Source organism: Streptomyces sp. NPDC028368, assembly GCF_055565615.1.
The window spans coordinates 270,476-287,872 of record NZ_JBVHTY010000006.1 but is presented as its reverse complement, the minus strand read 5'-3'; the positions used below and the strand labels follow the sequence as shown (position 1 = coordinate 287,872).

Here is a 17,397-nt window from a genome sequence, read left to right as displayed (position 1 = left end):
TTGCCCGGTGCGGGGCCGTGGTGCCGGTCAGTGGGGGCGGCTGCGCCGGATGAGGGCTCCGGCTGTCAGCAGGAGGACGCCGATGCCGCCTGCGGTCCACGGGAGCCAGGCGGTGGGGTCGGTGTCGTCCGTCGCGGTGGTCGGGCCGGGGCCGAAGTAGCGCTTCGCGTAGGCGACGGGGGCCGGCTTTTCGGGGGTGGGCTTGAGGCTGCCGGCCTGTTCGAGGGCGGCGGCCGCGTCCGCCAGGCCGGCGCCGAAGTCGTCGTTGCGGCCGCCCCGGGGGGTGTCCTGGGCGGTGGCGGTGAGCAGCCGCTTGATCTGGGCCGGGCTCAGGCCGGGGTATTCGGCGCGGATCAGCGCGATGGCACCGGAGACCAGGGCGGCGGCGGGGCTGGTGCCTTTGCCGTTGTAGTAGGTGCGGTCCGGGTTGGACATGATGATTCCGTCGCCGGGTGCGCAGACCGTCGCGTACCAGTGGCGGGTGGAGAACGAGCTGCGGTTGTGCTGCTGGTCGATGGCGGTGACCGCGATGACGCCCGGGTAGGCGGCGGGGTAGGAGATGTGGTCGCCCTTCTCGCCGCCGTTGCCCGCGGAGGCGACGACGGGGATGCCCTTGCCGAGGGCGTACTGGATGGCGGCGTCTTCGCGCGGCTCGGGGTGCGCGGTCTCGCTGTCGTCGCCCAGCGACATGTTGATCACGTCGGCGCCGTGGTCGGCGGCCCAGCGGATGCCGTCGGCGAGGGCGCCGGCCTTCTCGGTACGCGCCCGCTCGCGCTGCGGGTCGTCGTCCTCGAGGATCACGCGGATGGGGAGGATCCTGGCTTCGGGGGCGATGCCGAGGACGCCGTCCTGGCGGCCGGCGCCATGGCCGTGGCCGGCGATGACGCTGGCCATGCCGGTGCCGTGGTCGGCCCAGGTCCGGTCGCCGGGCCCGGCACCGAAGCCGACCAGGTCCTTCTCCGGCAGCACCTGGCCCTTGAGGTCGGGGTGGCTCGCGTCCACACCGGTGTCCAGGACGGCGACGGTGATGCCCGCGCCCTTGGACGTACGCCAGGCCTGCTGGGCGCGCATCGCCTGCAGCGCCCACTCCTGGGCGCGGACGGTGTCGGCCTGCGCGGGGAGGGACGGCAGCACCGCCAGCGCGGCGGAGGCGAGCGCGACGGCGGTGGCACGCAGCACGGTCGTGCGGCTCACGGATCCTCCGTGGTGTGCTGGACGGAAATCCCCGCCGCCTTGCGGAAGGTGGCCTCGGTGCGGTCCGCGAGGTCCTTCGCGTCGTGGCCGAGGCCGGACTCGGCGGGGGCGGTGGTGGTGCCGGGCCGGATGGCGGCCTCGGCGGGCTGCGGGTCGGTGACGGCGCGGCCGTCGGCGAAGCCGGAAACGGCGTAGACGATGACGGGGACGTCGGTGAGGATCCGGACGGTCCAGCTCGCCCGCTGGGCGCGCCCGAAGTCCGCGGCCGGGGTGCCCTCGGCGGGGTACGCCAGCGGCATCATGGTTGTGCGGGCGCTCAGATTCTTGGTGCTGAAGCGGGAGTTCATCGCCAGCATGCCGGCCGCGTCGGCCTTGGCGGTCAGGGCGCCGACGGTGATGACGCTGGAGCGGGTGGCGTCGACGTAGGTGGCGCGCAGCAGGCGGGTGCAGCCCACCGGGGCGAGCGTCTTGGCCAGCGCCGGGTCGAGCCCCTTGGCGCAGGAGCTCTCGGGGGCCACCGCGATCCGGGTCCAGCGCCGGTCGGAGCCGCCGGGGCCGACGCCCAGGCCGTCGACGGTGCGCGGGAAGAGGGTGTCGACGGGGGTGTTGTGCCAGACGTCGCGGCCCTTGGAGAAGGCGTCCGCGGCGGTGGGGGGCGCGTCGGGTCCGCCGGTGAGCCAACTCCCGGCCGCCGCGCCGCCGATGAGGCCGATGCCCAGGACGAGGCAGGCGGCGATGACGATGCGGCGCCGGCGGGAGCGGCGCGGACGGGCCAGGGAGGTGGACGGTGCGCTTGCGTACGGGCCGACTCCCTGGCCAGGGGCGGGAGTTGGGGGCCAGGGCGAGGCGGGCGGACGGCCGGCCGCGGCGGTGGGCGGCCGGCTCCCCGGGACGGCGGCCGGGGCGGCGGCCTTGGGTGCGGAGGGCGCGCCGCCGTTGGTGCGGTCGCGGCCGGTCTGCCAGAGCTCCTCGCTGTTGGCCAGGTGGAAGGCGGCGGTGTCGCGGAAGGACGTGGGCCGCCGGGGCGGCGTGGCGGGGGCGGCGGGCGCGCGGTCCGGGCGGGGCGGCAGCTGCGGGCCGGCGGCGGGCGGCTCCGTGCGCGGGCGGGGCGGCGCGGGCGGCGGGGTGGCGGGGCGGTGCGGGGCGGCGCGGGGCGCGGCCTGTGGGGGCATCGGGCCGGCGGGCCGCTGGGCGGGCGGCGTGCGCGGCGCGGCCGGCGGCGCCGCGGCCGGGTCGGCGGGCACCGGGCGCAGGACGGTGGTCTGCGGGTCCTCGTCGGGCACCGCGGGCCGGTGCGGTGGCCGCGGGGGTATGGGAGGGATGTGCTGCGTGTCCGCGCAATCGGCGTCGGTACCCACCCGCGCTCCCCCTTGCGCTGCCGCCCGGCCTCGATCCGCAATCGGGGCAGGGTGGTTCGTATCCGGACATCACGCCGCTGACCTGCCGGTTGCTGCGTGCCGACACTGTACGGGCTGGCGCCGCCGCCGCTCCAACCCTCCCCCGAACTCTCAAGGAGCAGGGGGTACCCCATCCCTCTGTCGCGATCCTTCCCCTACCCAGTGGTAGCCGCTTCTGGCAGGCTGCGGCCCATGTCCCAGTACACCACCGACGCGTATGGCGACAAAGCCCTTCCCCGAGCTCTCAACTCCGTTCGGGCAGGGGAGACCCCATACGACAGGGCCACCGCCCACCTCGACGCCCCGCTGGCCGTCGTCGACCTGCAGGCTTTTGACGCCAATGCCGCCGATCTGGTGCGCCGTTCGCACGGCAAGCCGATCCGGGTGGCGAGCAAATCGGTGCGCTGCCGGGCCCTGTTGGAGCGGGTGCTGGCGCGGGACGGCTTCGCGGGGATCATGAGTTTCACGCTGGAGGAGTCGCTGTGGCTGGCGCGCTCGGGCTTCACGGACATCCTGCTGGCGTATCCGTCGGCGGACCGGGCGGGCTTCGCCGAGCTGACCGCGGACCCGAAGCTCGCGGCGGCGGTGACGGTGATGGCCGATGATCCGGCGCAGCTGGATCTGATCGACGCCGCCCGGCCGGACCGGGGCGGCGAGGAGGTGCGGGTGTGCCTGGAGCTGGACACCTCGTACCGGCTGATGGGCGGAAAGGTGCGGGTCGGCGCCCGGCGTTCGCCGCTGCGGGCGCCCGCTCAACTGGGCGCACTGGCCCGGGTGGTGGCGCGCCGTCCCGGGTTCCGGCTGGTGGGGCTGATGGCGTACGAGGGGCATGTGGCGGGAGTGGGCGACGAGGTCGCCGGCAAGCCGGTGTTCTCGCGGGCGATCCGGGTGATGCAGGCGGCGGCGCGCAAGGAGCTGGCGCAGCGGCGCTGGGAGGCCGTGCGGGCGGTGCGGGCGGTGGCCCCGCGGCTGGAGTTCGTCAACGGCGGCGGGACGGGGAGCGTGCAGCACACCGCTTCGGAGGCGGCGGTCACCGAGGTCGCGGCGGGGTCGGGGCTGTATGTGCCGCGACTGTTCGACAACTTCCGTTCGTTCAGCGGGCGTCCGGCGGCGCTGTTCGCCCAGCCGGTGGTACGGCGGCCGGGGCCGGGGGTGGTCACGGTCCTGGGCGGCGGCTATCCGGCGTCGGGGGCGGCGGGCGCGGACCGGCTGCCGGAGCCGTATCTGCCCGCGGGGCTGCGCTACGACCCGCAGGAGGGGCCCGGCGAGGTGCAGACGCCGCTGCTGGGGGCGGCCGCCAACGGGCTGGCGATCGGCGACAAGGTGTGGTTCCGCCACGCCAAGGCCGGTGAGCTGTGCGAGCGGTTCGCGCAGCTGGCGCTGATCGAGGGGGACCGGGTGGTGGAGACGGTGCCGACGTACCGGGGAGAGGGCCGCACCTTCCTGTGACGCGGTGCGGCCCCCGGCCTTCTACGGTCGGTGCGCTCAGTACACCGTGTCCTGCTGGTCCGGGATCACCGAACCGTCGGGGCGGTGGATCGGCGCGAGCTTGCCGTCCGGCCGGACCGCGCCGGCGGTCGAGCAGGGGTACGGGGCGCTCTGGCGCTTCTTCGGCTCGATGAACATCGGGTTGACGATCCAGCGGCCGTCGCTGTTGTCGTAGGCGCGGCACATCAGTTCGGTCTTGTTGCGGTTGATGGCCAGGTGCGCGCCGGTGGCGTCGCGGACGAAGGTGACATCGGTCTCGGCGTCGCCCGCCGCGAGGGCGGGGCGGTGCGCCCGGTCCTGCTGCTTCCAGGCCTTGGCGCCCTTGACGCCGTAGATCGCCTGGTTGATCCAGCAGCGCTTGCCGTCCATGTACGTCAGGACCTCGCCGTGCGTGTCCTTGACGTCGCCGCAGCCCTGGACGCCGTAGGTGAGCTTGCCGTGGCGGACGACATTGCGGATGCCGACGATGTGGTCACGGTCGATTCCCACGCCGGGCGCCCAGGCCCGCACGACCGGCTCCGAGGACGCGGAGACGATGTAGACGTCGAAGCCGGCCTTCTGGAGCGTGTGGATGAGGTCGCGCTGCTGGTCGTAGTAGCGCACGTACCCGGCCATGGTGTGCGTGCCGACCTTCTGCTCCGTACCGATCGGCGCGGCGAGGTTCTCGGTGCGTGCCTGGCGGGCGAGCGCGGTCAGCTGTGCCGGGGTGCGGCCGCCGAAGAGCTGGGTGATCCAGACGTACGAGGGCACCGTGCGCCGGTGATTCCACTCCCCCGCGAACGCGGTCTTGCCGTCGGAGGTCTTCTCGTCCTGGTAGACGTCGAGGATCTCGTCCGTACAGCCGGTGTCGGTCGATGTCGGCAGCGGGCGGCCGGGGCGCACGGACGTGCCGCAGGCCTTGGTGAGCGCGCGGTGGGCGTCAGCGGTCAGCCACTTGTTGGTGGCCTTCCAGCTGGTGGGCTGCAGCACCTTGTCGTGCTTGAGCATCCAGGCCAGCGTGGCGTCGGAGATGTCGTTCTTGACGACGGTGTTGTCCCAGTCGAAGGTCGCGACCGGCTTCGCGCCGTCGGATCCCGAGCAGCTGCCGCGCTCGTCGATCATCTTCTGCAGCTTGGCGCGGTTGTGGCCGTACCAGCCCTTGGAGACATGGAGGGTGGGGCAGTTGTGCCGGGCCGGGGCCGGGCCCGCGGCGGCCGTCTGGGCGACCGCGACGCCGCCTCCCACGACCGCGAGGGCGGCACCTGCTGCCAGCCAGCGACGCTTGTTGAGCATGAAACGCACTCCTGTCGAACGGGGAATCGAAGGCGGACGTTAACGCATGGCAGCCGGGCGTTCTGCGACGCCCGGCTGCCGTGGGGCTTACCCGGAAGTGAACAGCAAGCATTTACACCGGGGTGACATACGCGCCCGCGATACCACCGTCGACCAGGAATTCGGCGGCGTTGACGAAGGAGGAGTCGTCGCTGGCGAGGAAGGCGACGGCGGAGGCGATCTCCGCCGGCTCGGCGAAGGTGCCACGGGGGACATGGACGAGTCGGCGCGCGGCGCGCTCGGGGTCCTTGGCGAACAGCTCCTTCAGGAGCGGGGTGTTGACCGGTCCCGGGCACAGCGCGTTGACCCGGATGCCCTCGCGGGCGAACTGCACGCCCAGCTCGCGGGACATGGACAGCACGCCGCCCTTGGAGGCGGTGTAGCTGATCTGGGAGGTGGCGGCGCCCATCACGGCCACGAAGGAGGCGGTGTTGATGATGGAGCCGCCGCGCCCGGTCTGCTCGAACTGGCGCTGCATGTAGGGCAGCGCGTGCTTGCAGCAGAGGTAGACCGAGGTGAGGTTGACCTCCTGGACGCGCTTCCAGGCGTCCAGGCCGGTGGTGAGGATGGAGTCGTCGTCGGGCGGGGAGATGCCGGCGTTGTTGAAGGCGATGTCGACCGAGCCGTAGGTGTCGAAGGCAGTCTTGTAGAGCGCCTCGACCTCATCGGAGTCGGTCACGTCCACCTTGACGAAGGTGCCGCCGACCTCTTCGGCGGCCGCCTTGCCAGCGGTCTCGTCGATGTCGGCGCAGACGACGTTGGCGCCCTCGGAGGCCAGGCGGCGGGCGGTGGCCAGGCCGATCCCGCTGCCGGCTCCGGTGATCACGGCGGTCCGGCCGACGAGGCGGCGGCACACTGCGGTCTGGTCGCTCACTTGCTCTCCTCTGTGCTGATGAAGATGTTCTTGGTCTCGGTGAAGGCGGACAGCGCGTCCGGGCCCAGCTCGCGGCCGAGGCCGGACTGCTTGAACCCGCCGAAGGGGGTCCAATAGCGCACGCTGCTGTGGGAGTTGACGGAGAGATTGCCGGCGGCGACGGCGCGCGAGACGCGCAGCGCCCGGCCGACGTCGCGGGTCCACAGGGACCCGGAGAGGCCGTAGTCGGTGGCGTTGGCGAGCCGTACCGCGTCGGCCTCGTCGTCGAAGGGCATGACGACCGCGACCGGGCCGAAGATCTCCTCGACGGCGCTGCGGTCGTCGGGGCGGCCCTCCAGGACGGTGGCCGGGTACCAGAAGCCCTTGCCCGCCGGGGCCTCGCCGCGGATGGCGGCCGGGGCGTCCTCGGGGACGTAGGACCGTACGCGCTCGCGCTGGGCGGCGGAGATCAGCGGGCCCATCTGCGTCGCGGGATCGGCCGGGTCGCCGACCGTGAACGCCTTGACGGCGGGCTCCAGCAGCTCCATGTAGCGGTCGTAGACCGTGCGCTGGACGAGGATGCGGCTGCGGGCGCAGCAGTCCTGGCCGGTGTTGTCGAGGAAGGAGCCGGGGGTGGCGGCCGCGGCGGCCTCGAGGTCGGCGTCGGCGAAGATGATGTTGGGGCTCTTGCCGCCGAGCTCCAGCGTCAGCCGTTTGGTCTGCTCGGCGCAGCGGGCGGCGACGTGCCGGCCGGTGGCGGTGGAGCCGGTGAAGACGACCTTGGCGACGCCCGGGTGGTCGACCAGCGCGGTGCCGGTGACCGGGCCCTCGCCCGGCAGGACCTGGAAGAGGCCCTCGGGCACCCCGGCCTCCAGCGCCAGTTCGGCGAGCCGGAGCGCGGTGAGCGGGGTGGTCTCGGCGGGCTTGAGGAGGACGGCGTTGCCGGCCGCGAGCGCGGGGGCGGTGCCCCAGGCGGCGATCGGCATCGGGAAGTTCCAGGGGGCGATGACGGCGACGACGCCGAGCGGCTCCTGGATGGTGATGTTCAGTCCGCCCGCGACCGGGATCTGCGTCCCGTTCAGGCGCTCCACTCCCCCGGCCGCGTAGTACAGCAGATCGCGGACGTTGCCCGCTTCCCACTCCGCGTTGGCCAGGGGGTGGCCCGCTTCCTGGAGCTCCAGTTCGGCGAGCGGCTTGATGTGGGCGTCGACGACCTCGGCGAAGCGCCGCAGCACGCGGGCCCGGTCGCCGGGGGCCACCGCCGCCCAGGTGGCCTGGGCGGCGGCGGCCCGCCGGACGGCGGCGTCAACCTCGGCGGGAGAGGTGGTGGGGACGGTGGCCACCACTTCTTCGGTGGCCGGATTGAGGATGTTCAGTTCGTGCAGACCATTGGACACGGTCGGGTTCCTTACATGCGCTCGAAGGAGCGGAAGCGCTCCCAGTCCGTGACGGCGGCGTCGTAGGCGTCCTGCTCGACGCGGGCCATGTGGCGGTAGTGCTCGACGACCTCGTCACCGAAGGCGGCGCGGGCGATCGGGCTGTTCTCCCACAGCTCGGCGGCCTCGCGCAGGGTGGTGGGGACGTGCGCGGCGTCGCCGGCGTAGGCGTTGCCGGTGGTCGCCTCGGGGAGTTCCAGCTCGTGCTCTATGCCGTACATCCCGGCCGCGACCATGGCGGCGACCGCGAGGTAGGGGTTCACATCGCCGCCGGGCAGGCGGTTCTCCAGGCGGTGCGAGCGGCCGTGGCCGACCACCCGCAGGGCGCAGGTGCGGTTGTCCGGGCCCCAGGCGACGGCGGTGGGCGCGAAGGAGCCGGGGCGGAAGCGCTTGTAGGAGTTGATGTTGGGGGCGTAGAAGAGCGTGAAGTCGCGCATCGCGGCGATCTGGCCCGCGAGGAAGTGCCGCATGGTCGTCGACATGCCGTACTGACCGCTGTCGTCGGCCATCACCGGCCGTCCGTCCTCGTCCTGGAGCGAGAGGTGGATATGGCAGGAGTTGCCCTCGCGCTCGTCGTACTTCGCCATGAAGGTGAGCGCCATGCCCTCCTGGGCGGCGATCTCCTTGGCGCCGGTCTTGTAGATGCTGTGCTGGTCGCAGGTGGTGAGCGCCTCGTCGTAGACGAACACGATCTCGTGCTGGCCGAGGTTGCACTCGCCCTTGGCGGACTCGACGGTCATGCCGGCCGCGCCCATGTCGTTGCGGATACGGCGCAGCAGCGGCTCGACCCGGCCGGTGCCGAGGACGGAGTAGTCGGCGTTGTACTGGTTGGCGGGGTTCATGCCGCGGTAGCCGCGCGACCAGGCGTCCTCGTAGGTGTCCTTGAAGAGCATGAACTCCAGCTCGGTGCCCACGTGCGCGCTCCAGCCGCGCTCGGCCAGCCGGTCGAGCTGGCGGCGCAGGATCTGCCGGGGCGAGGCGACGACCGGGGAGCCGTCGTGCCAGGCGAGGTCGGCGGTGATCAGGGCGGTGCCGGGGTTCCAGGGGGTGCGGCGCAGGGTGGCGGTGTCGCCGTGCATGGCGAAGTCGCCGTAGCCGCGCTCCCAGGAGGACATCTTGTAGCCGTCGACGGTGTTGAGGTCGACGTCCACGGCAAGGAGGTAGTTGCAGCCCTCCGTGCCGTGTTCGAGGACGGTGTCGAGGAAATATCGGGCCGCGAACCGCTTGCCCTGGAGCCTGCCTTGCATATCGGTGAAGGCGAGGACGACAGTGTCGATCTCCCCGGCGTCCACGAGGACTCTGAGCTCCTCGACGGAGAGTGGGGGCGTGCGGTCTGCCACGGTGTTGCCTCCTGTCACTGCATCCGGAGGTCATAAGGTAGGCACACGAACCATTGATTGGGAAGGGGTATCGATGGACGGTGCGGCTGACCGGCTGGCACCCGTGCTGCGGCCGGTGCGCGCGGGCAACGGTTTCGAGGAGGCTTTGGAGCAGATACTCCAGATCGTCCGGCTCGGCCTGGTGCCCCAGGGCGAGCGGCTGCCCGCGGAGCGGGAGCTGGCGGAGCGGCTGCAGATCAGCCGGGTCACCCTGCGCGAGGTGCTGAAGGTACTGCAGGACGAGGGCCTGGTGGAGAGCCGGCGCGGGCGCTACGGCGGCACGTTCGTGCGGGCGCGCACGGAGAAGGGCGGCGAGGCGGAGCTGCGCCGCCGGATCGAGAAGATCGACGTCGAGGACACCCTGCGCTTCCGGGAGGTCCTGGAGGTGGGCGCGGCCGGGCTGTGCGCGGCCCACGGACTGACCGACGAGCAGGCCGACCGGCTGCGCGCGGCGCTGGCGGCGACCCAGGACGCCCCGCTCGCGGACTACCGCCGGCACGACACCCTGCTCCATCTGACGCTGGCGGAGCTGTCCGGTTCGCCGTCGCTGGCCGCCCAGTACGCGGCCGTACGGGCGGGTGTGAACGACCTCCTGGACTGCATCCCGCTGCTGGTGCGCAATCTGGAGCATTCGCAGACCCAGCACGCCGCCCTGGTGGAGGCCGTCCTGGAGGGCGATGCGGACGGTGCGCGCGAGGTGATGCGGGAGCACTGCGGCGGGACCGCGGCACTGCTGCGCGGCTTTCTGTCGTGAGGCCCCCGAAACCTGTCTGTTACGAGATTTTCCCTCCGAGGCCTTGCACTCGGCCGCCCCGGAGGCAAAGGTATCGGCTCATACCTTTATTGCGGGGCTGGTAGCGGTTCGCTGACGGCCGTACCCGCCGCGGATCCTCGAGTCCCCCCGGAGGCGTGATGTCCATCAACGAGCACGCGACAAGCCCAGACCAGGAACATCGCCCGCCTCATCTGTCCAGCGACGAACAGCGCCTCCACGAGCTCGGCTATGCCCAGGAGCTCACCCGCTCGATGTCGGCGTTCTCGAATTTCGCCGTCTCGTTCACGATCATCTCGGTCCTCTCCGGTTGCCTGACGCTGTACGGCTTCGGCATGAACACGGGCGGGCCCGCCCTGATCACCTGGGGCTGGCCGCTGGTCGGCCTCATGACCCTGTTCGTGGGCCTGGCCATGGCCGAGGTCTGTTCCAGCTACCCGACGGCGGGCGGCCTGTACTACTGGGCGGCGAAACTGGCCCCCTCGCACGGCCCGGCGTGGTCGTGGTTCACCGGCTGGTTCAACTTCCTCGGCCAGGTCGCGGTGACCGCGGGGGTCGACTTCGGCGCCGCGTCCTTCATGAACGCGCTGCTGGACCTGCAGTTCGGCTTCGCCGCCACCCCGGTGCACACGATCATGCTGTTCGGCATCGTGCTGCTGGCCCACGGTCTGCTCAACACCCTCGGTGTGAAGCTGGCCTCCCTCCTGAGCAACGTCAGCGTGTGGTGGCACGTTTTCGGTGTGCTGGTCATCGTGGGCGCCCTGGTCGTGGTGCCCTCGAAGCACCAGTCCGCCTCCTTCGTCTTCACCCACTTCACCAACAACACCGGCTGGCACTCCGGTCTCTACGTCGGACTGCTGGGACTGCTGCTCGCGCAGTACACCTTCACCGGCTACGACGCCTCGGCACATATGACCGAGGAGACGGTCGACGCGGCCAAGGCCGGCCCCCGCGGCATCGTGATGTCGATCCTGGTCTCCCTGGTCGCCGGCTGGGTACTGCTGGTCGGCATCACCTTCGCCATCCAGAACTACGACGGCGCGCTGGCCAGCAAGACCGGCGTGCCCCCGGCGCAGATCTTCATCGACGCGCTGGGCGCCACCGGCGGCAAACTGCTCCTCCTGGTCGCCATCGGTGCCCAGTTCTTCTGCGGTATGTCGTCGGTCACCGCCAACTCGCGCATGATCTACGCCTTCTCGCGGGACGGCGCACTGCCCGGCTCGCAGCTGTGGCACCGCATCAACAAGCGGACGAAGACCCCGACCAACGCGGTGTGGCTGGCCGCCGGCGGCGCCTTCGTGCTGGGCCTGCCGTACCTGTGGAACGCCACGGCGTACGCGGCCGTCACCTCGATCGCCGTGATCGGCCTCTACATCGCCTACGTCCTGCCGGTCATCCTCCGCCTGCTTCAGGGCGACCGCTTCCAGCGCGGCCCCTGGCACCTCGGCCGCTGGAGCAAGCCCGTCGGCGTCATCGCCGTCGGCTGGACGGTGGTCATCACCGTCCTCTTCATGCTCCCGACCACCAGCCCGGTCACGGCGGAGAACTTCAACTACACCCCGCTCGCCGTCCTCCTGGTCCTCGGCTTCGCCGGCACCTGGTGGCTGGTGTCGGCCCGCAAGTGGTTCACCGGCCCGAAGGTCCAGGGCTCGGAGGAGGAGCTGGCCGCCATCGAGCACGAACTGGAATTCTGAGAACCGCGCCGGAACGCACCAGCACCCCACCGGAGGATCCGTGTCCCAGCCCCTCATCGGCATCAGCACCTACCAGGAAGAGGCCCGGTGGGGGGTCTGGACGCTGCCCGCCGCGCTGGTGCCCGCCGGATATCCCCGGCACGTGCAGCGCTCGGGCGGCCTCCCGGCCCTGCTGCCACCCGGCGACCCGGCCACCGCCGCCGCGGTCGTCGCCCGGCTGGACGGACTGGTCATCGCCGGCGGCGCGGACGTCCAGCCGGCGCGGTACGGGGCGGAGCCGCATCCGCGGACCGGCCCGCCCGCGCTGGACCGGGACGCCTGGGAACTGGCTCTGATCGAGGCCGCGTTGGCGGCCGGCGTACCGCTGCTGGGCATCTGCCGGGGCCTTCAGCTGCTGAACGTGGCGCTGGGCGGCACCCTCATCCAGCACCTCGACGGACATGCGGGCCCGCCCGGGGTCTTCGCCCGGCACGAGATCAAGCCCGTCCCCGGCACCCTGCTGGACCGCACGCTGCCCGAGCCGGTCTCCGTACCGACGTACCACCATCAGGCGGTGGACCGGCTCGGCCGCGGGCTGGTGGCCTCGGCCTACGCGGAGGACGGCACCGTCGAGGCCCTGGAACTGCCGATCGCGCACGGCTTCGCGCTGGCCGTGCAGTGGCACCCGGAGGCCGGGGACGACCCGCGCGTCATGAACGCGCTGGTGGCGGCGGCGCGTGGGGCGTCCCCGGTGGTGTGACCGCGGTCAGCTGTAATTCATCGTGCAGGTGGCGGGAATCCAGCCCTGGATGCCCCTGTACTTGATCTGGAAGTAGAAGGCGTCCGTCTTCCCGCAGACGTGGTAGGTCGCCCCGGACCCCGAGTGCTCGCTCCCGGCGGAGCAGGCCTTCGCGTTCTTCGGGAACAGACCGAGCGCGGTGCTCTTCAGGGACTTCTTCGCGCGAATCTTCACGCTCTCGGTCGCCCCGATATAGGCAGCGCACTGGACCGCCGCGGACTTGGCCACGGTGGCCCCGTGCGCGGCCGTGGGCGTACCGGCCGTGGCGACCCCGCTGGTCATGGCGGTGCCGATCAGGGCCGCCGAGGCGATGACGGGCGCGATGAACTTGAGCCTCATGTGTGGTTGTTCCCCCTTGTGCGTGGTGTCGAGTGCCTTGGAAACACGTCGACGGTTCGCACACACTAGCGAAACACGAGGAGGGTGATCAATGCGGTTCCGGCACCCGGGAAGACGGGTGCATGGCTCAACTGGCCGCCGGTGGGCCGATGTTGAGCACCACCCGACGTTGAGCACCACCTTGCCCACGGCCCGCCGGCCGGGCAGGGCCCGCGCGGCCTCGCCGCCTCGGCGCCCCGCTCGGCCGACGCAGCCGGTCAGTGCGTCAGCGGGTACGACGTCCGGCCGGACGCCGCGTCGATCTCGTCGTGCGCCTTGGTCAGCAGTTGCATCGCCAGCTCATTGAGCGCACGGGCGCCCGCGACCTCCTCGCCGACCCTCGGCTGGTCCGAATCGGCCGGATGCCGGCTGGCGTATCCGTGGGACCGCACCTCGCTCCCGTCAGGGAGCCGCACCAGGGCGGCCGCCCGGGTGCGGTGCGTATCCTCCTCGAATTCCAGTTCGACATGCCATCCGACAGCCGTCTGCATCTTCACCATGACGCTCACCTCCGGAACCGCTGCTACCAGCGTGCGCCTGGTCCCGCACCCGCGCACCACGTGCCCCGGCGGGCGCGCGCCAGGGCCTGCCCGACCTGATCCAAACGACAGGCCCTAACCGCGGAAGTCGTCCGCCACGCCGACCAGCAGGACCCGGCTCTCCGGTACGAGTGAGCGCCAGCGGTGGGTGACGCCGCCGGAGCAGTAGAACGTGTCACCCGGTCCGAGCTGGTGGCGGCCGCCCTCCGCCTCGGCCTCCACACGGCCCTCGATCACGTACATCAACTCGTCGTGCGGGTGCCGGAATTCGCGCTGCCAGTCGTGGCGGCCGGTGAACTCCAGGGCGTGCAGCTGCTGCCGGCCGCGCACCAGGGGACGCACCCGGCCTCGGTCGCCGTCCTCGGGGACGGCCGCGGAATCGGCGCGTACGACATCGACGGTGCGGGGGCCGTCGGCGGCGGCCAGCAGGCGGACCGCGGTGGTCTCCAGCGCATCGGCGATCTTCTGGAGGGAGCGCATGCTGGGGCGGGCGCGGTCGTTCTCGACCTGGCTGAGGAAGGGGGCGGACAGACCGGTGCGGCGGGCGAGTTCCGCCAAGGTCATCTCGAGGGCGCGGCGGCGTCTGCGCACCCCGGCCCCGACCCGGGGACTTTCCGCCGCCTCGCTCATCGCCCGCTCCTTATTGATGCGTTCACACGTCTGCAACAGCGCGCCCCTAGCGTCTACGCTGTTTGATCCCATCAAACAAAGTTTGACGACGCCACGTTTGACCAGGGGAATCACCATGACCGCAGTCGATCAAAACACACGCCGCCGCCGCGGCACCGGCCTGATCGCGCTGGACGAACAGGCCGCACACGGCGGCTACACCCTCTATGCGCCGCTGACCGGCGGCGGCAAGGTGCTGCTCATCGATCTGCTCGGCACCGTCGTGCACCGCTGGCAGCTGCCGCACCGCCCCGGCCGGCACGCCCGGATCCTGCCGAACGGCAACCTCGCCTACAACGCCACGCTCCCGGACCAGGACGCGCTGTTCCCGATGTGGCACAAGTACCGCGGCGGGCTGATGCAGGAGATCGACCCCCAGGGCACGGTGCTGCGGGAGTTCACCGATCCGCTCCAGCACCACGATGCGCATCACTACGGCGACGGGCGGATCCTCTACACCGCGCTGGAGCCGCTGACGGGAGAGCGGGCGGCGGCGGTGCGCGGCGGCGTGGCCGGCTCCGAGCCGGACGGCGGCACGGTCCACGCCGACACCATCCGCGAGGTCGACGGGGACGGCCGGCTGCTGTGGTCCTGGCGGGCCGGCGATCACCTCGACCGCGACGAGTACGCCCTGCACCCGGACTACTCCCGCGAACACTGGCCGCTGATCAACTCCGTCCTGCCGATGGCCGACGGCAACATCCTGGCCAGCCTGCGCAGCGTCTCCGCGGTGATCATCATCAGCCGGGCGACCGGCGAGATCCTGTGGCGTACGCGACCGGGGCTGGTCTCCCAGCAGCATCACCCCACCGAGCTCCCCAACGGCAACATCCTGATCTTCGACAACGGCGTCTTCCGCCCCGGACAGGACGTGCCGTTCTCGCGCGTCATCGAGGTGGAGCGGCATTCGGGGAAGGTGGTGTGGGAGTACCACGACCCGGCGCGCGAGGCGTTCTTCGCGCCGTTCATGGGCAGCGCGCAGCGGCTGCCCAACGGCAACACGCTGATCACCGACTCCCCCGCCGGCCGGCTCTTCGAGGTGACCGCCGAGGGGCTGCTGTGCTGGGAGTACGTCGTCCCGCAGTTCGGCAGCTACCGCGAGCCGGAGGTCGGCGCGCTCTTCCCGTCCCTGAACAACGCGGTCTTCCGCGCCTACCGCTACGACGCCGGGCAACTGCCCTGGCTGAAGCGGCGGGTGTGAGCGATGACCGCGCCCCCGGCACCCGCCGCGCCCCCGGTCGAGGAACGGCTGCCGCTGCTGCGTCTGCTGCCGCTGGCGGCGCAGCACGTCCTCGCGATGATCGCGGCACCGGTCTCCACGGTCTACCTGATCGCGGCCGGTCTGCACCTGCCGCCCGGCCGCACCGCGTCCCTGCTCAGCGCCACCCTGGTGCTGTGCGGGGCCGGCGCGCTGCTGCAGTCCTTCGGGGTGCTGCGGATCGGTGCCCGGCTGCCGTTCATGATGCTGCCGGGCGGCGCGGCGGTGGCCATCTTCCTGGAGATCGCCCACGCCCACGGCGCGGCCACCGCCTCCGGGTCCGTCCTGCTCGCGGCCGCGCTGCTGCTGGCCGTACTGCCGCTGTACGGGCGGCTCCTGCGGTTCTTCCCGCCGCTGGTGATGGGCGCGACGGTGCTGGTCATCGGCGTCACCATGGTTCATGTCGCGGCGCCCATGGCGGTCGCGGGGCGCCGGCTCGCACTGGTCACCATCGCCACGACGACCCTGTGCTTCCTGGTGCTGCGCGGGGTGTGGCGGCAGCTGTCGGTGCTGGCCGGCATGGTGGCCGGTACCGTCACCGCGGCGCTCACCGGCTCCGCGTTCCGTGTGGTGCCGGGCGACGCGGTGTTCTCGCTGCCCCAGCTCTTCCCCTACGGCGCCCCACGATTCGACCTGCTCGCCGCGCTCCCGCTGATGGTCTTCGCCCTCGCCTCGCTCGCCGAGGCGACCGGCCAGACGGTGCTCAACAGCGAGGCGGTGGGCCGTACCCCGGACCCGGCGCGCGATGTCCCGCGTACCGCCCGCGCGGACGCGGTCGCCTCGCTGGGTGCCGGGCTGTTCGGCGGCTCCGTCATGGTGACCAGTGCGGAGAACATCGGGATCGTCCAGCTCACCGGCGTCCGCAGCCGGTTCGTGACGGCCGGGGCCGGTCTGCTGCTCGTGCTGAGCGGTCTGCTCGCGCCCGTCACCCGGCTGCTCGCCGCGCTGCCCGCCCCGGTGGTCGGCGGCGCCGCCCTGGTGATCTACGCGGTGATCGCGGCCATGGGCATCGGCATGCTCCGCCGCACCGATCTCGCCGACCGCGCCGCCTCCACCGTCGTCGCGCTGACCCTGCTGGCGGGCCTGCTCCCCGTCCTGGCCCCGCAGTTGTACGCGCCGCTGCCGGGCTGGGCCCGCACCCTGTTCGGCAGCGGGGTACCGGCCGCCGCCCTGACGGCGATCGTGCTGTCGGCCCTCTTCACGCGGGCGGCACCCGGTACACGGGCCGCATCGCACCCCGGCCCCGGCCCCGCTGAACCCGACCCGGCCGAATCCCGGGCCGGTTGAGGGCCGGGCGGCTCAGCCCCCCTGCGTCAGCCCCAGCAGCTCCCGGGCCGGGCCCGCGGGCCGCTGACCGGCCGGCCAGACGGCCCGCAGATCGCGGCCCAGCCGCAGGCCGTGCACCGGGATCTCCACCAGACGGCGGGAGGTCAGTTCCTCCCCGACGGCGAGTTCGCTGACGACGGAGGGTGCGGCCTCACTGACCGCGGCGGCCTTCACCGCGGTGGTGGAGGCGAGTTCGAGCAGCGGGTCGGCCAGGCCGCCGTGACGGGCGAGCGCCGCGTCCAGCACCTGGCGGGTGCCGGAGCCGCGTTCGCGCAGGATGAGCGGGGTGGCGGCCAGTTCGGCGGCGGTCAGCTCCCTGCGGCGCTTGGACCAGGGGTGGGAGGGCGCCGCGACCACGATCAGCCGGTCGTGGCCGATGACCGCGCCGTCCAGACCCGCGGGCACGTCCAGGCCCTCGACGAAACCGAGGTCGGCCTCGCCCGCCAGCAGCCGCTCGGCGACCGCGCTGGAGTTGCCCGCGAGCAGCGATACGGCGGTCCCGGGGCGCCGGGCGCGCAGGGCGATCAGCCAGCCGGGCAGCAGATATTCGGCGATGGTCATGCTGGCGGCCACCCGCAGCCGGGAGTCGCGGCGCCCGCGCAGCGCCTGGGCACCGGCGTCGAACGCCTCGGCCGCCTCCACCACCCGCCGGGCCCAGTCCGTGACCAGCACCCCGGCGTCGGTGAGCCGCGAGCCGCGCGGCGAGCGTTCCACCAGCCCCACGCCGAGCTGCCGCTCCATCGAGCGGATCCGGCTGCTGGCGGCGGGCTGGGTGATGCCCATCTCGCGGGCGGCCCGGCCCAGGCTGCCGAGCCGGGCGACGGCGAGCAGCAGTTCCAGCGCACCGAGGTCGGGGACCCGGTGCGCGAGGGGTACGGCGGGCCCGGCGTCTGCGCTGCACATAAACCCAGCTTATGCCCTCATA

16 protein-coding genes are annotated in these 17,397 nt (G+C 72.3%); 6 read left to right on the top strand and 10 right to left on the bottom strand.

Annotation, left to right across the window (positions count from 1 at the left end; all coding sequences use genetic code 11):
* Nucleotides 1–27: 27 nt before the first annotated feature.
* Both mycP and ACZ4S3_RS16490 read right to left on the bottom strand, forming a co-directional pair.
* Complete coding sequence (gene mycP / locus ACZ4S3_RS16495; protein WP_467933530.1) at nt 28–1,194, bottom strand: type VII secretion-associated serine protease mycosin; 1,167 nt, start codon at nt 1,192–1,194, stop codon at nt 28–30.
* Nucleotides 1,191–2,477 (bottom strand): hypothetical protein, encoded by a 1,287-nt coding sequence (locus ACZ4S3_RS16490; RefSeq protein ID WP_467933526.1) that lies wholly within the window; start codon nt 2,475–2,477, stop codon nt 1,191–1,193. The genes mycP and ACZ4S3_RS16490 overlap by 4 nt, the downstream gene beginning before the upstream one ends.
* A 306-nt stretch (nt 2,478–2,783) precedes the next feature.
* Between ACZ4S3_RS16490 and ACZ4S3_RS16485 the strand changes: the two genes are divergently transcribed.
* A complete protein-coding gene (locus ACZ4S3_RS16485; protein ID WP_467933522.1) occupies nt 2,784–4,040 on the top strand; it encodes an amino acid deaminase/aldolase in 1,257 nt (418 codons plus the stop codon).
* Between the two features lie 36 nt (nt 4,041–4,076).
* Here the strand turns inward: ACZ4S3_RS16485 and ACZ4S3_RS16480 are convergent, their stop codons facing one another.
* From ACZ4S3_RS16480 to ACZ4S3_RS16465, 4 genes are all read right to left on the bottom strand, one after another.
* On the bottom strand, nt 4,077–5,351 hold the full coding sequence (locus ACZ4S3_RS16480; RefSeq protein WP_467933519.1) for a haloacid dehalogenase-like hydrolase: 1,275 nt from the start codon (nt 5,349–5,351) through the stop codon (nt 4,077–4,079).
* Between the two features lie 112 nt (nt 5,352–5,463).
* Nucleotides 5,464–6,264, bottom strand: a complete 801-nt coding sequence (locus tag ACZ4S3_RS16475; protein ID WP_467933514.1) for a 3-oxoacyl-ACP reductase — start codon at nt 6,262–6,264, stop codon at nt 5,464–5,466.
* Nucleotides 6,261–7,640, bottom strand: a complete 1,380-nt coding sequence (locus ACZ4S3_RS16470) for an aldehyde dehydrogenase family protein (protein ID WP_467933510.1) — start codon at nt 7,638–7,640, stop codon at nt 6,261–6,263. Before ACZ4S3_RS16470 ends, ACZ4S3_RS16475 begins: the two co-directional genes overlap by 4 nt.
* A gap of 11 nt (nt 7,641–7,651) precedes the next feature.
* Nucleotides 7,652–9,019 carry a glutamine synthetase family protein gene (locus tag ACZ4S3_RS16465; RefSeq protein WP_467933506.1) on the bottom strand — a complete coding sequence of 456 codons (1,368 nt, stop codon included), beginning with the start codon at nt 9,017–9,019 and terminating at the stop codon, nt 7,652–7,654.
* Between the two features lie 73 nt (nt 9,020–9,092).
* Between ACZ4S3_RS16465 and ACZ4S3_RS16460 the strand changes: the two genes are divergently transcribed.
* The 3 genes from ACZ4S3_RS16460 (at nt 9,093) to ACZ4S3_RS16450 (ending at nt 12,263) form a co-directional block, all read left to right on the top strand.
* Nucleotides 9,093–9,812, top strand: a complete 720-nt coding sequence (locus ACZ4S3_RS16460) for a FadR/GntR family transcriptional regulator (RefSeq protein WP_467933502.1) — start codon at nt 9,093–9,095, stop codon at nt 9,810–9,812.
* A gap of 158 nt (nt 9,813–9,970) precedes the next feature.
* Nucleotides 9,971–11,524, top strand: coding sequence for an amino acid permease (locus ACZ4S3_RS16455; RefSeq protein WP_467933498.1), 1,554 nt, complete (start codon nt 9,971–9,973; stop codon nt 11,522–11,524).
* 40 nt (nt 11,525–11,564) lie between these two features.
* On the top strand, nt 11,565–12,263 hold the full coding sequence (locus tag ACZ4S3_RS16450) for a gamma-glutamyl-gamma-aminobutyrate hydrolase family protein (RefSeq protein WP_467933493.1): 699 nt from the start codon (nt 11,565–11,567) through the stop codon (nt 12,261–12,263).
* A gap of 6 nt (nt 12,264–12,269) precedes the next feature.
* On the opposite strand, the gene ACZ4S3_RS16445 is transcribed toward ACZ4S3_RS16450, so the two are convergent.
* The 3 genes from ACZ4S3_RS16445 to ACZ4S3_RS16435 form a co-directional block, all read right to left on the bottom strand.
* Nucleotides 12,270–12,641, bottom strand: coding sequence for a hypothetical protein (locus tag ACZ4S3_RS16445; RefSeq protein ID WP_467933488.1), 372 nt, complete (start codon nt 12,639–12,641; stop codon nt 12,270–12,272).
* Nucleotides 12,642–12,898: 257 nt separating this feature from the next.
* Entirely contained in the window at nt 12,899–13,180 is a 282-nt protein-coding gene (locus ACZ4S3_RS16440) for a DUF1876 domain-containing protein (RefSeq protein ID WP_467933484.1), read from the bottom strand.
* A gap of 114 nt (nt 13,181–13,294) precedes the next feature.
* Nucleotides 13,295–13,849 (bottom strand): helix-turn-helix domain-containing protein, encoded by a 555-nt coding sequence (locus tag ACZ4S3_RS16435; protein WP_467933480.1) that lies wholly within the window; start codon nt 13,847–13,849, stop codon nt 13,295–13,297.
* 115 nt (nt 13,850–13,964) lie between these two features.
* On the opposite strand from ACZ4S3_RS16435, the gene ACZ4S3_RS16430 reads away from it, so the two are divergent.
* Both ACZ4S3_RS16430 and ACZ4S3_RS16425 read left to right on the top strand, forming a co-directional pair.
* Nucleotides 13,965–15,089, top strand: a complete 1,125-nt coding sequence (locus tag ACZ4S3_RS16430) for an aryl-sulfate sulfotransferase (protein ID WP_467933475.1) — start codon at nt 13,965–13,967, stop codon at nt 15,087–15,089.
* 3 nt (nt 15,090–15,092) lie between these two features.
* The gene (locus tag ACZ4S3_RS16425) at nt 15,093–16,433 is read left to right on the top strand and encodes a uracil-xanthine permease family protein (protein WP_467933471.1); all 1,341 of its coding nucleotides are present in this window, start codon (nt 15,093–15,095) and stop codon (nt 16,431–16,433) included.
* Nucleotides 16,434–16,445: 12 nt separating this feature from the next.
* On the opposite strand, the gene ACZ4S3_RS16420 is transcribed toward ACZ4S3_RS16425, so the two are convergent.
* Nucleotides 16,446–17,375, bottom strand: a complete 930-nt coding sequence (locus ACZ4S3_RS16420; RefSeq protein WP_467933467.1) for a LysR family transcriptional regulator — start codon at nt 17,373–17,375, stop codon at nt 16,446–16,448.
* Nucleotides 17,376–17,397 lie beyond the last annotated feature (22 nt).

Excerpts from the sequence above, each read along its gene's own strand:
- ACZ4S3_RS16430 (WP_467933475.1), top strand. The coding sequence starts at position 13,965 with ATGACCGCAGTCGATCAAAACACACGCCGCCGCCGCGGCACCGGCCTG.
- ACZ4S3_RS16485 (WP_467933522.1), top strand. The coding sequence starts at position 2,784 with ATGTCCCAGTACACCACCGACGCGTATGGCGACAAAGCCCTTCCCCGA.
- ACZ4S3_RS16420 (WP_467933467.1), bottom strand. The coding sequence starts at position 17,375 with ATGTGCAGCGCAGACGCCGGGCCCGCCGTACCCCTCGCGCACCGGGTC.
- ACZ4S3_RS16440 (WP_467933484.1), bottom strand. The coding sequence starts at position 13,180 with ATGGTGAAGATGCAGACGGCTGTCGGATGGCATGTCGAACTGGAATTC.
- ACZ4S3_RS16435 (WP_467933480.1), bottom strand. The coding sequence starts at position 13,849 with ATGAGCGAGGCGGCGGAAAGTCCCCGGGTCGGGGCCGGGGTGCGCAGA.
- ACZ4S3_RS16460 (WP_467933502.1), top strand. The coding sequence starts at position 9,093 with ATGGACGGTGCGGCTGACCGGCTGGCACCCGTGCTGCGGCCGGTGCGC.
- ACZ4S3_RS16425 (WP_467933471.1), top strand. The coding sequence starts at position 15,093 with ATGACCGCGCCCCCGGCACCCGCCGCGCCCCCGGTCGAGGAACGGCTG.
- ACZ4S3_RS16455 (WP_467933498.1), top strand. The coding sequence starts at position 9,971 with ATGTCCATCAACGAGCACGCGACAAGCCCAGACCAGGAACATCGCCCG.
- ACZ4S3_RS16445 (WP_467933488.1), bottom strand. The coding sequence starts at position 12,641 with ATGAGGCTCAAGTTCATCGCGCCCGTCATCGCCTCGGCGGCCCTGATC.
- ACZ4S3_RS16480 (WP_467933519.1), bottom strand. The coding sequence starts at position 5,351 with ATGCTCAACAAGCGTCGCTGGCTGGCAGCAGGTGCCGCCCTCGCGGTC.